The sequence below is a fragment of the Bradyrhizobium jicamae genome (genome assembly GCF_001440395.1).
GTDB classification, from domain to species: Bacteria; Pseudomonadota; Alphaproteobacteria; order Rhizobiales; family Xanthobacteraceae; genus Bradyrhizobium; species Bradyrhizobium jicamae.
Map to the genome: position 1 here is coordinate 16220 of NZ_LLXZ01000102.1, position 13543 is coordinate 29762.

General features: G+C 62.0%; 13 protein-coding genes and 2 tRNA genes. 10 read left to right on the forward strand and 5 right to left on the reverse strand.

Annotation, left to right across the window (positions count from 1 at the left end; all coding sequences use genetic code 11):
* Positions 1 to 3: 3 nt before the first annotated feature.
* Positions 4 to 525, reverse strand: a complete 522-nt coding sequence (locus tag CQ12_RS15970) for a FecR domain-containing protein (RefSeq protein ID WP_057836257.1) — start codon at positions 523 to 525, stop codon at positions 4 to 6.
* A 279-nt stretch (positions 526 to 804) separates the two neighbouring features.
* On the opposite strand from CQ12_RS15970, the gene CQ12_RS15975 reads away from it, so the two are divergent.
* The 10 genes from CQ12_RS15975 to CQ12_RS16020 all read left to right on the forward strand — a co-directional run bounded on the left by CQ12_RS15975 (position 805) and on the right by CQ12_RS16020 (position 11287).
* Positions 805 to 1500, forward strand: coding sequence for a DUF899 family protein (locus CQ12_RS15975; protein WP_057836258.1), 696 nt, complete (start codon positions 805 to 807; stop codon positions 1498 to 1500).
* A 94-nt stretch (positions 1501 to 1594) separates the two neighbouring features.
* The gene (locus CQ12_RS15980) at positions 1595 to 2236 is read left to right on the forward strand and encodes a glutathione S-transferase family protein (RefSeq protein ID WP_057836259.1); all 642 of its coding nucleotides are present in this window, start codon (positions 1595 to 1597) and stop codon (positions 2234 to 2236) included.
* A gap of 578 nt (positions 2237 to 2814) precedes the next feature.
* Positions 2815 to 4155: an RtcB family protein gene (locus CQ12_RS15985; protein WP_057836260.1), complete on the forward strand. Its 1341-nt coding sequence runs from the start codon at positions 2815 to 2817 to the stop codon at positions 4153 to 4155.
* A 278-nt stretch (positions 4156 to 4433) separates the two neighbouring features.
* Positions 4434 to 5576: a DUF2778 domain-containing protein gene (locus CQ12_RS15990; protein ID WP_083519309.1), complete on the forward strand. Its 1143-nt coding sequence runs from the start codon at positions 4434 to 4436 to the stop codon at positions 5574 to 5576.
* A 245-nt stretch (positions 5577 to 5821) separates the two neighbouring features.
* Entirely contained in the window at positions 5822 to 6583 is a 762-nt protein-coding gene (lepB, locus tag CQ12_RS15995; protein ID WP_057836427.1) for a signal peptidase I, read from the forward strand.
* A gap of 328 nt (positions 6584 to 6911) precedes the next feature.
* Positions 6912 to 6981, forward strand: a tRNA-Thr gene (locus CQ12_RS16000).
* An 8-nt stretch (positions 6982 to 6989) separates the two neighbouring features.
* A tRNA-Asn gene (locus CQ12_RS16005) sits at positions 6990 to 7056 on the forward strand.
* A 338-nt stretch (positions 7057 to 7394) separates the two neighbouring features.
* Positions 7395 to 8546, forward strand: a complete 1152-nt coding sequence (locus CQ12_RS16010; protein ID WP_057836261.1) for a slipin family protein — start codon at positions 7395 to 7397, stop codon at positions 8544 to 8546.
* A gap of 63 nt (positions 8547 to 8609) precedes the next feature.
* Positions 8610 to 9968 carry an RtcB family protein gene (locus CQ12_RS16015; protein ID WP_057836428.1) on the forward strand — a complete coding sequence of 453 codons (1359 nt, stop codon included), beginning with the start codon at positions 8610 to 8612 and terminating at the stop codon, positions 9966 to 9968.
* 587 nt (positions 9969 to 10555) lie between these two features.
* Entirely contained in the window at positions 10556 to 11287 is a 732-nt protein-coding gene (locus tag CQ12_RS16020; RefSeq protein WP_245309941.1) for a Crp/Fnr family transcriptional regulator, read from the forward strand.
* A 49-nt stretch (positions 11288 to 11336) separates the two neighbouring features.
* Here the strand turns inward: CQ12_RS16020 and CQ12_RS16025 are convergent, their stop codons facing one another.
* From CQ12_RS16025 to CQ12_RS46345, 4 genes are all read right to left on the reverse strand, one after another.
* Positions 11337 to 11534, reverse strand: a complete 198-nt coding sequence (locus CQ12_RS16025) for a hypothetical protein (RefSeq protein WP_057836263.1) — start codon at positions 11532 to 11534, stop codon at positions 11337 to 11339.
* Between the two features lie 36 nt (positions 11535 to 11570).
* A complete protein-coding gene (locus CQ12_RS16030; protein ID WP_057836264.1) occupies positions 11571 to 11786 on the reverse strand; it encodes a hypothetical protein in 216 nt (71 codons plus the stop codon).
* A 203-nt stretch (positions 11787 to 11989) separates the two neighbouring features.
* Positions 11990 to 12451: a phasin family protein gene (locus CQ12_RS16035; RefSeq protein ID WP_063799750.1), complete on the reverse strand. Its 462-nt coding sequence runs from the start codon at positions 12449 to 12451 to the stop codon at positions 11990 to 11992.
* Between the two features lie 385 nt (positions 12452 to 12836).
* Positions 12837 to 13543, reverse strand: a 707-nt coding sequence (locus tag CQ12_RS46345) for a TCP-1/cpn60 chaperonin family protein (protein WP_283807368.1), incomplete at its 5' end; no start/stop codon positions are given.

Below are 13543 nucleotides of genomic sequence, written 5' to 3' on the forward strand. Positions count from 1 at the left end.
CTTCTATTGTCCCAATCTCGACATCAGCGCCGCGACGCGCGCAGGCGCCCAGCGCTTGACGGTCAGTTCGCCCGATGCCTCGACGTCCACGCCCTCACCGGGGCCGAGCACGACGCTGGCGCGGCCCTTGGGACGGGCGACGCTGACGCGGCCGTCGACGACGAACACCGATGTCTTTGCGCCCTCGGCGTCCACCGCCCATCTGGTGCCGCGCACCGCGGCGATGGCCTGCGGCGTCACTACGTCGAATTTCGTGCGCCGCGGCCTCTTCGGCACCTCGAGCAGCAACGCCTTGTTACTCAACTCGACGGAATCGACCTGGCCGTCGCGGTTGCGATCCCTGAGTTCGAACTTGGCACCGCTCTCGGCGACGATGGTGATTGCAGCGCCGCAACGGAGCGTCTGCGTGCCCTGGGCCGTCGGTGCGGACGTGCAACCTGATTGCGCCGGCTGCGCAGCCGCAGGGCTGGCGAACAGCAGGACGCCTGCAAAAGCGATCACTCCGACGCGTGCCGGTGCGGTCATGGCAGCTTCCCCTTCGGGGTATTCTTGCGCATATAGCGGGTTGCGTGATACGGTACCGTATCACGCGCCGCACAAGAGTGCAAAGCCAATGACCGGCGTTAATATGTCTGCGTTCGGCGGAGAAGGTTCGCAAGACGCCGCGATCCCGAGAAACATCGCAAAATCGGCTCGAAATCAGCCCGAAACCGAGTGGTTCGGCACCGATTTTTTGCTCGCCGATGTCGGTCCGATGGACGGCAAAACGTCTTGTAGGGGTTCAATCCAACCCGAGGTCCTGCCATGTCTGGTTCCGCCCTTAAGTCTTCCGCCGAACTCGCACGTGGAAACGGCGTGCGCTTCCCCAACGAGAGCGCGGAGTATCGTCGCGCCCGCGAGCAATTGCTGGCAGAGGAGATCGAGCTGCGCCGCCGCATCGAGCGCGTTGCCGAATTGCGTCGCGCGCTGCCGCCGGGCGGCGCCGTGACGAAGAATTACGCGTTCGAAGGCGAGGGCGGCAAGGCGACCTTGTCCGACCTGTTCGGCAACAAGCAGACGCTCGTGATCTACAGCTACATGTTCGGACCGCAGCGCGAGCAACCATGCCCGATGTGCACCTCCTTCATGAGCACCTGGGAAGCAAAGCTGCCCGATGTCGAGCAGCGCGTCGCGTTCGTGTTCGTGGCGCGCTCGCCGATCGCGCGATTGATCGAGGCGAAGAGGGCGCGCGGCTGGACGCGGCACCGGATCTATTCGGATATGTCGGGCGATTACACGCGCGACTATGTCAGCGCCGCGGATGCCGATGCGCCCGGCTACAACGTGTTCACACGCCGCGACGGCAGTATTCGTCATTTCTGGTCCGGCGAGATGGGACCATCGACCGCCGATCCCGGCCAGGACCCGCGCGGCGCGCCTGACATCGATCCGCTGTGGACTATCCTCGACACCACGCCCGAAGGGCGCGGCAAGGACTGGTATCCGCGATTGAGCTACTAGGTCGTGAACCGATTATGCGCCATCGATAGTCCGTTGCGCGATTGGCTTACCTCTGCGAGTTCGTACATCTAGTCCAATCCAGGAATACTTAACTATGCTCACCGTCTATGGCGAAGGTCGTGGCTTCCGTGTTGTTTGGCTGCTTGAGGAATTAGGATTGGCTTATCGGCTGCACCCGGTCGATCTGTTCGCACCCGAGAAGGATCGCGATTTCCTCGCGATCAACCCCGCCGGCTTCATTCCCGCACTGCAGGACGGCGAGACGATCATGGTCGAATCGATCGCGATCCTTGAATACCTGCTCGCCCGCCACGGCTCAGGTTCGCTTGCCGTCGCCCCGGACGATCCCGCCTTCGCCTCCTATCTGCAATTTCTCCACTTAGGCGAGGCCGGGCTCGCCGGGCCGATGAACGCCGTTCTTGTCGGTCGCCAACTGGCGCCCGAAGCCGAGCGAAATGCCCGGGTTACCTGCTGGGCACTCGAGACCTTTGAGAGCCGGCTGGGGTTGGTTATCCGCCGCCTCGCGAATTACCCCTATCTCGCCGGCGACCGATTCACGGCTGCCGATATCTCGGTGAGCTACGCCCTCCTGCTCGGCCTGCGAACTGGCAACTACGTCCCCGGGTCTACCGAGCGGGACTATCTCGCCAGGACGACGGCACGCCCTGCCTACGCCCGAGCGATGGAAAGCTGCCAGGCCACCAAGGCTTGGGCGGCGAGGTCACCGGGATTGTAGTGCTCGCTTCATCGACGCGGCCAAGCGCCTGGTTGAATAGTTGCGAAAAGTTCCTCATGGGCTTCCAGCTTTCACGTGCGGCCGCTACGACAAGCTCGCCACCAACTTCCTCGCCATGGTCCAGCTCGCCTCAATCCGGCTGTGGCTTCGCGCTTGCGAGTCGACGACCTGGCATCCGCGACGCGCGGACGTTGTGAGTGCTATTTACAAATCCTGAAATTGATGTATGTGATCGCCCGCTTCCGCGATCCATGGAAACACGATGCTTCGTATAGACACCAACTCGTCAAATTATGCAGGCCAGCCGGTCGTCCGGCGCGGTCGCGCTTTGACGTGCGTCCTTGGCGTGTATTCGATTTGTGAATCGTACCTCCAGGAAAGACTACCAGCGTAACGCGGCAGCGGGTCTCCCCCTGCCGTCGAGGCAGGGAAGATCCGCGGTAAGCCATTTTTGGCAAGCTCGACCTTGTAATTCCTCCCTGCCTGCAAACCCAACCGGCCTGCGTCGCGACTGACGCAGGTCATTCCGGAGTCCTGAACGGCTTTCGGAACGATATAGTGCAGTGAAGGAGAGTGAGATGCGATCCGATCCCTACCAGGAGCGCGCCCGGGCCCTGGCTGTCGAGGCCGGGCTCGACCCAGATGCCAAGATCGATCGGCCCGGCCAGCGGCCGATGCCGACCTGGTGCCTGTTTCGCGACGCCGCGCGCAAGGAGAAGCTTGCGCGGGACGCGGAGGCCGTTGCTTCCGATATCGCGCTCAGGCCGCAGGCCGCGCAGTATCAGAACAGCCCGCTCAAGATCTTCGGCACGCACGACGACGCCACGATCGCGCAGATGCGCAATTGCATGTCGGTCGGCAATGCGGTCGCCGGTGTGATCTGTGCGGACGGCCATCTCGGCTATGCGCAGCCGGTCGGCGGCGTGATTGCCTATGAGAAGCAGATCAGCATCTCCGGTGTCGGCTTCGACATCGGTTGCGGCAACATGGCCGTGCGCCTCGACACGCCGTTCAGCCAGATCGAGAGCAACGTCGGCACGATCATCAAGGACGTGCACAACGTGATTTCGTTCGGCGTCGGGCGCACCAATGACGAGCGCGTCGAGCATGAACTGTTCGACGATGCCGACGCGTGGCGTGAATCCGACATGGACGCTTACCGGCAGAAAGCGGTGTCGCAGCTCGGCACCGTCGGATCGGGCAATCACTATGTCGACCTGCTGCGCGACGAGCAGGGCTTTGTCTGGATCGGCGTGCACTTCGGCAGCCGCGGCCTCGGCCACACCAGCGCGACCCGCTACCTGAAGGCTGCGGGTGGCAAGGACGGCATGAACGTGCCGCCGGCCGTGATCGATGAGGACAGCGAGATCGGACGGCGCTACATCGCGGCGATGCAGCTCGCCGGGCGCTACTCCTATGCCGGTCGCGAATGGGTGGTCGAGCGCGTGCGCAAGATCATCGGCGGCGAGGTCACCGACATGGTTCACAACCACCACAATTATGCGTGGCGGGAGAACCATGGCGGCAAGGATCTGTGGGTGGTGCGCAAGGGCGCAACACCGGCATTTCCCGGTCAGCGTGGCTTCATCGGTGGATCGATGGGCGACGATGCCGTCATCGTCGAGGGCGTCGACAGCGAGGAGGCGAAGGCTTCGCTCTATTCGACGGTGCACGGTGCAGGCCGTTTGTTTGGCCGCAAGGAGGCCAAGCGGCGGTTCACGCGGGCCGAGATGGACGCCTGGCTGCAGTCGCGTGGCGTCACCCTGGTCGGTGCGGACCTCGACGAAAGCCCGATGGCCTATCGCCGACTGCCGGAGGTGATCGCCGAACATTCCGGCTCGGTCCGGGTGCAGCACACGCTGCGTCCGTTTGCCGTCGCCATGGCCGGGGAGAATGAATTCGACCCGTTCAAGGATTGAGGCCGAACTTGGCCCAATATGGGACATCCGTCGTGAATTTACGTCGGATGTCCCTGATCTCAGCTAATCCGGACTAATTTTCGCGTCGATCGGAAGGCATTTTTCCCAATAGTTCCATATATTTGCAACCGCCTTAGTTCCGCCCGCGTTTAATCCTGATTTAACTAAAATTCGCCTTAATGACGCTCTGTGCCTCTGCGAGATGCTGCCGGGGACTTAATCCGGACGCGGCATCAAACGGGGGACTTGGTGGAAGTGTTGTTCTGGGCGTTGTGTGAATGAGTAAGCGTAAGCGTGCGTACAGCCCTGCGGTGCACAACCGCAGGAAATCCTCCCGCAAGGGCATTCCCCAATATTTTCTCGGTGGTGTCGCGGTCGCGGGCCTCGTGCTGGGCTGCGGCTGGACCGTTTACACCAACGTGATCGCCGCCAGCATCTATCCATCCGTGACCAGCGCCGCCTTCGAGGCGCCCGCCGTCAACAACTCGACCACGATCGCCGCCCGCCCGGTGCAGCCGGCCTTCAACGAAATCTTCGCGTCGCTGGAGCAGCGCCCGCTGGTGATGCCCGCACCGGAGAACGTCGCGTCATCGCTGATGTTCAGCGAAAGATTCGCGGCCGCAGCGGCGCAGGGCGAGCCTTCGCGCGCTGGCGAGGCCAGGCCCGTCGAAACAACGAAACTGGCGGCGGCCTCGCCGCCGGCTGAATCGCCAAAGGCCGTCGAGGCGCCCAAGCGCGCGGAAACGCCGAAGCCGAAGGTTGCGGCCCCGGCGACCCAGCTTGCGCTCAATGTCCCGGCCCCGGCGCCGCAGGAGCCTGCGAAAGCATCCGGCAACTCCCTTCGCGACATGGCGCAGCGCGCCAAGGCGGCGGTCATGTCGATCGGCACGAGCGACAGATCGAACATGGTCGAGAAGCTGTGGGGCAAGCAGCCGTCGAACTCGCTGTTGGCCTATGCCTCCGCTGACGCCAGCGTCACCGGCAGCATCATCGACACGCGAAGCCAGAACCCGATGCTCGGTGGTTCGCCACCCTATGATCGTCAGACCGCAGTTTACGATATCGCCGCCAAGACCGTGTATCTGCCCGATGGCACAAGGCTGGAGGCCCATTCCGGATTGGGCTCCAAGATGGACGACATTCGCTATGCGAATGTGCGGATGCAGGGCGTGACGCCGCCGCACATCTACGAACTGAAGCCGCGCGAAGCGCTGTTTCACGGCGTGCCGGCGCTGCGGCTGACGCCGATCGGCGGCCAGGACAAGATCTTCAACCGCGACGGATTGCTCGCCCACACCTACATGCTCGGGCCGAGCGGACAATCCAACGGCTGCGTCTCGTTCAAGGACTACTACGCCTTCCTCGACGCCTACAAGAACAAGGGCATCCGCCGCCTCGCGGTGCTGGCGAGGGTGCAGTAGGGACATCATCGTCGAACAGCTCGTCATTGCGAGCGAAGATTCCGTAGGGTGGGCAAAGCGACTTGTCCGCCGTAGCTCAACGAGCGAAGGCGGAAGCGTGCCCACCACTCAATGCAATGCTGTTGATGGATGGCGGGCACGGCACTAGCGCGCCTTTGCTCATCTTGCGCACCTGCAATCAACGCAGGATTGCGCTTGACGCCATCTCGGTTATCCTGGTCGTGGGCGATCAGGGTTGGGTAATCATGACGTTGGTTCAGAACGTAAGTCGATCTCCACGGCGATGGGGCAGGATAGCGCTGATTGTCGTGGCCGTGACTTTGGCGATTCCGCTATTCTCCCCGATCATATTTCGAACGTTGCTGTTCCAGCCGTTTTACATTCCCGCCCGTTCGATGATGCCGACGTTGGTGGACGGCGATAGTTTGTTCGCCTCGAAGTATGCCTATGGCTACAGCCGCTATTCCCTGCCGCTTTCGCCGCGTCTGTTCTCAGGACGCATATTCGGCTCGGTGCCGGCGCGCGGCGACGTCGTTATCTTCCGGGCGCCAAGAAACGACACGGTCGATTACGTCAAGCGTGTCGTTGGATTGCCTGGCGACCGCATTCAAATCCAGCAGGGACTGCTCTACATCAACGGCGTGCCGGCGCAACGGCAGAGATTGCCCGATGTCGCGGGCGATGAGGCGTGCGGGATCGGTTATGGCAATCGGACCAAGCGTTGGCGCGAAACACTGGTGAATGGCGTGAGTTATGAGACGCTCGATTGCGTCGACAACGGCTTCTACGACAACACGAGAATTTACGACGTTCCGAATGGCCACGTCTTTGTACTAGGTGATAACCGCGACAATTCCACTGACAGCCGGGTGCTTTCGGCGATCGGCTATGTGCCGGTCGAAAACATCGTTGGTCGCGCCGGACTTATCTATTTTTCACGCAAGCCAAGTATCGACGGAGCTCCATCGATCGTGCGAACCGAACGCATGGGCACGCTTGTGCATTGATCGCGATCTTCGCATGACGGCAGATAATCGGGTGGGCAAAGCGACTTGTCCGTCGTAGCTCAACGAGCGGAGGCGGAAGCGTGCCCACCATTCAATGCAACGCTGTTGATGGATGGTGGGCATGGCGCTAACGCGCCTTTGCCCACCCCACGCTGTGCTCGCGCCGCTACAGTCGACCTCGTTGCCGAAAAAACCTTGCGCGGGGGCTTGCAATCTCAAGCTGCTTGCTTTATTTCCGCGCTCCCTTGCTTTGGCCATGGGTTCGGGCTCGTTGTGATCCCGACTGGCGCGGGCCGGTTTCCGGTTTCGTGTTCCGCCGAACGAGGATGCGATAGTAGCTCAGCGGTAGAGCATCGGGATGTCCCCGAAGGTCGCCGGTTCGACTCCGGTCTGTAGCACAAACGAAGGATAGCTCAGTTTGGTTAGAGCAGATGATTGTTACTCATCGGGTCGCGGGTTCGATTCCCGCTCCAACGCTCCGGTTCAGCCCTAAAAGCTGATTCCCCTGACGGGGACCGGACGCGCGCTTCAGTCGCAGTCCGGCCGTCTTGCCGCAAGGCTTTTCGTCCGAACCAAGACACTGTGAGACCGGCTTTGCGCCGCGGTGGATACCGCTTGCGTTGATGCCGGGTGGCTACGTGCGAACGCGCGACGCAAGTCGAGCGATTGCACGCGTGCGCCCGCCATCGCGCAAGCTCAAACCCGGCCCGTCGATTTTTCAGGAAGCGTCGTCCGCGTCCCCACGTCCTTTGCAAACGAAACCAGCATTCCGACCCCGCGAGGGCCGGAGGGCAAACCATGGAGGCGTGCCATGACCTGGCATTTGCTGATGAAGACGGTGACGGTGAAGGATGGCGAGCGCGCCTTGCTGACGCGCAACGGCAGGCTCGAGCGCGTGCTCGAACCCGGCCGTCACCTTCTGTTCGATCTGCGGCGTCAGTTGACGGTGGAGATCTTCAACGTCGTTCGCACCGAATTTCCCGCGGAGCGTTACGCGGTGCTGAAGGCCGCGCGGCCTGAGCTGGCCGCGGAGCTGTTCGAGGCGGTAGATACGAAGGCGAACGAGATCGCCATCGTCAGCCTCGACGGCCGTCCCGTGCACCTGATGACGCCCTGGCAGGCGCGCGTCTACTGGAAGGTCGCGACCGCGATCGATGTCGAGCGCATCGATGTGGGAAGCGATCCCCGTGTGACCGATCGCCACCTGGCGATGATCGAACGCAACCGCCCGACCATCGTGACGGAAGCGGTGGTCGAGAACCACGAGGCTGGCCTGCTCTATGTCGAGGGCCGGCTGGTGGAGCGGCTCGCGCCCGGCCGGCACGCGTTCTGGATCGCCGGCCGCAAGATCGAGGTCAAGCGCCTCGATCTGCGTCCCCAGGCAGTCGAGATCACCGCGCAGGAAATGCTGACGAAGGATCGCATCGCGCTGCGTGTGACGCTGACGGCGTTCCGCCGGATCGTCGACCCCGAGCGCGTGGTCGCGGCCGTGCCTGACGTGGATGCGTGGCTGTACCGCCTGGTGCAGTTCGCGATCCGTGAGGCGGTGGCGGGCCGCACGCTCGACGAGGTGCTCTCGGCGAAGGCGTCGCTGGATGCGGAGCTGCGCGACTATGTCCGCGACCGTGTCGCCGACAGTGGCGTGGAGGTTACGGAGCTCGGCGTGAAGGACGTGATCCTGCCCGGCGAGATCCGCGAGCTCGTCAACAAGGTCGTGGAGGCGGAGCGGGTCGCGAAGGCGAACCTGATCCGCCGGCAGGAAGAGACCGCGGCAACGCGCTCGCTCCTGAACACGGCCAAGCTGATGGAGGAGAACCCTCTGCTGCTGCGGCTCAAGGAACTGGAGTCGCTGGAGCGGCTGGTGGAGAAGGTCGGCCGGATCGACCTGCATGCAGGCGACGGGCAGGGCCTCGACGCGCTGCTGAGCAAGCTGGTCCGCATCAAGCCCGCGGAGAATGCGTGAAAAGAAGGGTCGCCTACGGGCGGCCCTTCGCTAATGGACGAGATATTCGTCGAGGTGGAAATCATGAGAGTACCTCAGACCATTGACGGCAACACGCTGATCGCCTGGGGCTTTAGACCCGGGCGCTGGTTCAAGGATGCCTTGGAGACCGCCAGCATCATGCGCGCCGGCGGCGCGGACGACGATGCGATCTTCGTCGCGCTGCAGGCCCTGCAGCCGATTGAAACGTTGATGCGGACCAACGGTCTGCCGTTCTCGATGCTGATCGATGCCGAAAACGAGTTGGAGCGTGCCAACATCGCCGCAGTCGCCCAGCACATGGATGCGTTGATGCGGGTGCCGACGATCGTGGCCGGCGCTGTGATGCCCGATGCCTGCCCGTCCGGCACGGCAGCCGGGACGATCCCGGTTGGCGGAGTCGTGGCGTGCGAGGATGCGATCCATCCCGGATTCCATTCGTCGGACATTTGCTGCTCGGTCGCCATTACCGTGTTTGGCCGCAAGGACGATCCCAAGCGCATTCTCGATGCCGCGCAGGAAGTCACCCATTTCGGTCCGGGTGGCCGGGACGGCGTTCACATTCCGCCGAACGAGATCATGTCCAGGTTTGACGGCAATCCGTTCCTGAGGGGCCTCGAGAGGTTCGCGATCGGTCACTTCGCCACGCAAGGCGACGGGAATCACTTTGCCTATGTCGGTCACCTCAGATCGACGGGGCATGCCGCATTGGTGACGCATCATGGCTCTCGCGGCCTTGGCGCGCAGGTTTACAAGCGCGGAATGGCGGTCGCCAGAAAGCACACGGCTATACACGCGCCGAAGACGCCCGACCACAATGCCTGGATCAAGGCGTCAAGCGAACACGGCCGTGCCTATTGGGAAGCGCTGCAGATCGTGCGACTCTGGACCAAGGCCAACCACCATGCGATCCACGACCTTGCCGCCGCGAAAATCGGAAATGCTGTCGCGGATCGCTTCTGGAACGAACACAACTTCGTTTTCAGGAAGGTGGATGGCCTGTTCTATCACGGCAAGGGGGCGACCCCGAACTGGTCCGGCTTTTCGGATGATGATGACGGGCGCACCATCGTTCCGCTCAACATGGCCGAGCCGGTGCTGCTGCTGAAGCACAGGGATAACAAGGACGCGCTTGGCTTCGCTCCGCATGGCGCCGGCCGCAATATCGGACGCAAGGCTTTCCTGCGCGAGAACAAGCCTCGGCTGCCGGCCGGCATCGATGCCCGTTTCTACTGCGGCAAGCCCGATCTGTCGGAACTGCCGGAGGCTTATAAGAACGCCGCATCGGTGCGATCGCAGATCGCGAAATACGGCCTCGGGGAGGTGATCGATGAGGTGATACCGTACGGTTCGATCATGGCCGGCGATTGGGAAACCGATGCGCCATGGCGAAAGGGCAAATGAACGTGTGCATCCAGCATCCGTGATGATGCAGTTGAGCTAAAGAGTCGCCCACGGGCGGCCCTTCATTTTTTGTTTCTGGCATCGGCGTGAACTCGGCCGCCTGGTCGGCAAGATCATCGCGGCGGCCGATGCCTGGGCGAAGCCGTATTGACCGCTGCGCCGCGCAGGCGGGCGGGGTGAAAATCGCAAAACAAAAAATCGCACCGCTGCCGGATTCTTGCATCCTGTTCGAGCAATTAGCTGCAAAAGCAATGGGCGTCGGCCGGGTGCATTTGCCATGCGCCGGAAATGGAACTTTGCGTACCGCTACCGTGCTACCCGTATTGTTACCGTATTACCCATGCGTATTTTGCGGTTGCGTCCGGCAGCCCATTTGCATCTAACTTCCTAAAAGCGCTGCGCGCGGACAGTCCGCCCTGCGACCAGGTGTTTGAAGTTTGTTATTTGGGGTAACGGCGTTGTTGTCCGGGTATGCGTTGAGAGAGCAGTTTTGATCTATGTTGAAACCGCCGTTTCGCGACACTCCTGATGGAGAACGCCGCAGACACGTTACTGCGGGGATTGCCTCAGTGAAACCTGGCGGCGCCGTGAGCAATCGCCTTCTTGCAGCATTGCCTGCACCGGATCTCAATCTGCTGGAACCCGAACTGGAGACGATCGCGCTCGAACAGGATGCGGTCCTTTCGCGAGCAGGTGACGATATTGAATACGTCGTCTTCCCGCACGTCGGCGCTATCGCATTGATGATCGACATGGCGGACGGACACACGGTTGCTACCGCGGCAGTCGGGCGCGAGGGCGCCGTCGGCGTGCTTTCGGTGCTCGGGCCGTCACCTTCGACGACGACGGCTATCGTTCGTGCGGCCGGCACCGCCTCTCGCATTCCTGCATCGCGATTTTACGGCGCTTTTAGTCGAAGCCCGGCGATCCGGCGCATGGTTCAAACTCACGTCAAGGCGATGTTGGTACAGTTCCAGCTCGGTCTAGCCTGCAATGCGCTACACCCGGTCGAGGCGCGCATGGCTCGCTGGCTGCTCCATCTGCGCGACTGTGTCGACCATGATACGCTTCCGCTCACGCAGCAATCCCTCTCGCAAATGCTCGGCGTGCGACGCACGACCGTGACGCTCGTGATGCGTAACCTGCGAACGTGTGGCGCAATCAGGGCGGATCGACGAGGCCTGATCGAGATCGACCGGACGCGGCTCGCGGCGGCAGCGTGCGAATGCCACAACGCCATGCGTGTCGAAGTCGAGGAGATCTTCGCGACGAATTCGACGGCGCTCCTACCCGAGATCAAATCGCGCGATGCGATCTGAGCGCGTTTGGCGCGACTGCGTTATGGGAAAACCCATCACTCAGCGAAGCCTAGGTTCGCGGCCATCGGTCACGTTCGGGCGCTGATCCGGATGCCGCCTCCAGCTTGGCGATTTCTCGCAACACCTTCGCCGTCTGGCGCAGTTCCTTGCGCTCGGGACCCGGCTTCAGCCGTCGGGCTTCATCAAGAATCTCCTTGGCCTGCAGCAGCCAGGTCGATGTCTCATTTGAGATTTGCGTGCGTGGCATGGCGCCCCCTCCATCACGATCGTCACCCGATCCGTGTCAGCATTGCGCCGGGGCGCCGGCGCGATGCCGTACCCGGATGCCCGGCTCGTCGACCCAGGCTTCGCGGGCAAACCAGGGATGATCGGTGTGGCAGATCACGCAACGCGTACGCGAAAAAAACACCGGGCGCCGGCCGAAGCTTTCACGATCAGTCTTGATTCCGGTGGGAATAGCCAATCCGGTTTGCGGACATTTGACCATCACCATACCCATGTCGATCTCCCTAGCGATTGTCTTTATCGTTGGTGCAGAAAGCACCGGCCGATTGGAATGCGCCCATTATTGGTGCGGGTACTTGGGGGGGCATCGCGCACCTTGTTTGGTCGAGCACGGCCAGTGGGGGCTGCATGCTCGCCGGGCTCGCTTCCAACCGGCCGGATCTCTCCTGACAGCGAATTTTGGATGAGCGGGCTTCACTAGTCCGCCAGATGGAGAACCTTGCTGAAGTGCTTCCTGATCGGCTCACCCGTTTCGGTCGCACACTTCTGGGCAAGCACCCACAATTCCCTGTTCTGGTTGGAAGCGGCATCGAACGCCTTGCGCGTTTGCGCCGCGGACAACGCAAGAGCATCGGTCGCAGACTTGCTGCCGCAGAGATCGATCCAGAAGTCGAGTGCGGAGGCCGCATTGGCGTTTGAGATTTCGAACACCTTCAGCCCGTAGTCGGTCGTGTTTCTGGAACTGCTGGAACAGGTCTCGCGCAGCGCTTCGGTCATCTCCTCCGAAGCGGCCTTGATCTTCTCGAAGCTTTCCCGTGCGCGCGCCACGACCTGTTCATTGCCGCCCATGCCAGGCAAGGCGATCTTCGAGAAGTCGAGCAGTGGCATTCCGAAAACCTTGGTTCCGTTTGCTGTTACTTTCACTTCGCTTTCACTCACGCAACATTACTCCTTCTCAAGCGAAAGCATTCTCCGCGGCGCCCACATGCGTCACGGGAGCTCGCGCTCCGTGTCCGATCAGATTTTGGATGAGCTTTGATTTAGCCCCGACCCGATACAACTTTGCGTCAGGAGAAGCGGAACGTCGGTTCGAATTCCGACTCTCGCGAGAATTTTTTTTGAGATTGTCAACCCAAACAATCGTATATTTGCGGAAGCACTGTGCATAACAGGGATATCTCAAGGGGCAGCTAGCCTTCGTTCAGCGCAGCGTTGCAGGTAAGCCTTCACCGCGCTGGCGGCTATCCACATCGTCAGCCAAACAAAAACCCCGGCATTTCTGCCGGGGTTTTGCATTTCTTGCGTATCGCCTGAGTGGCTGGACTTAGAAGTCCATGCCGCCCATGCCGCCGCCGGGGGGCATGCCGCCGCCGGCCGGAGCGTTCTTCTTCGGCAGTTCGGCGATCATGGCTTCGGTCGTGATCAGCAGAGCCGCGACCGAGGACGCGTTCTGGATCGCTGCACGGACCACCTTGGTCGGGTCGATGATGCCCTTGGAGACCAGGTTGCCGTATTCGCCGTTCTGTGAGTCGAAGCCGTAGGAGTACTGCTCCTTCTCGAGGATCTTGCCGACGATGACGGAGCCGTCCTCACCGGCGTTGATCGCGATCTGGCGGGCCGGCGCGGACAGCGCCTTGCGCACGATCTCGACGCCGGTCTTCTGGTCGTCGTTCTGGGTACGGATGCGCTTGAGCTGCTCGGAAGCACGGAGCAGGGCGACGCCGCCGCCCGGCACGATGCCTTCTTCAACCGCCGCGCGGGTCGCATGCATCGCGTCATCCACGCGATCCTTGCGCTCCTTCACCTCGACTTCGGTCGCGCCGCCGACGCGGATCACCGCGACGCCGCCCGCGAGCTTGGCCAGACGCTCCTGCAGCTTCTCGCGGTCGTAGTCCGAGGTGGTTTCCTCGATCTGCGCCTTGATCTGCTGAACGCGGGCCTCGATGTCGGCCTTCTTGCCGGCGCCGTTGACGATCGTCGTGTTTTCCTTGTCGATCATCACCTTCTTGGCGCGGCCGAGCATCTGCAGGG

Excerpts from the sequence above, each read along its gene's own strand:
- CQ12_RS15980 (WP_057836259.1), top strand. The coding sequence starts at position 1,595 with ATGCTCACCGTCTATGGCGAAGGTCGTGGCTTCCGTGTTGTTTGGCTG.
- CQ12_RS16025 (WP_057836263.1), bottom strand. The coding sequence starts at position 11,534 with ATGCCACGCACGCAAATCTCAAATGAGACATCGACCTGGCTGCTGCAG.
- CQ12_RS16030 (WP_057836264.1), bottom strand. The coding sequence starts at position 11,786 with ATGGGTATGGTGATGGTCAAATGTCCGCAAACCGGATTGGCTATTCCC.
- CQ12_RS16010 (WP_057836261.1), top strand. The coding sequence starts at position 7,395 with ATGACCTGGCATTTGCTGATGAAGACGGTGACGGTGAAGGATGGCGAG.
- CQ12_RS15990 (WP_083519309.1), top strand. The coding sequence starts at position 4,434 with ATGAGTAAGCGTAAGCGTGCGTACAGCCCTGCGGTGCACAACCGCAGG.
- lepB (WP_057836427.1), top strand. The coding sequence starts at position 5,822 with ATGACGTTGGTTCAGAACGTAAGTCGATCTCCACGGCGATGGGGCAGG.
- CQ12_RS16015 (WP_057836428.1), top strand. The coding sequence starts at position 8,610 with ATGAGAGTACCTCAGACCATTGACGGCAACACGCTGATCGCCTGGGGC.
- CQ12_RS15985 (WP_057836260.1), top strand. The coding sequence starts at position 2,815 with ATGCGATCCGATCCCTACCAGGAGCGCGCCCGGGCCCTGGCTGTCGAG.
- CQ12_RS15970 (WP_057836257.1), bottom strand. The coding sequence starts at position 525 with ATGACCGCACCGGCACGCGTCGGAGTGATCGCTTTTGCAGGCGTCCTG.
- CQ12_RS15975 (WP_057836258.1), top strand. The coding sequence starts at position 805 with ATGTCTGGTTCCGCCCTTAAGTCTTCCGCCGAACTCGCACGTGGAAAC.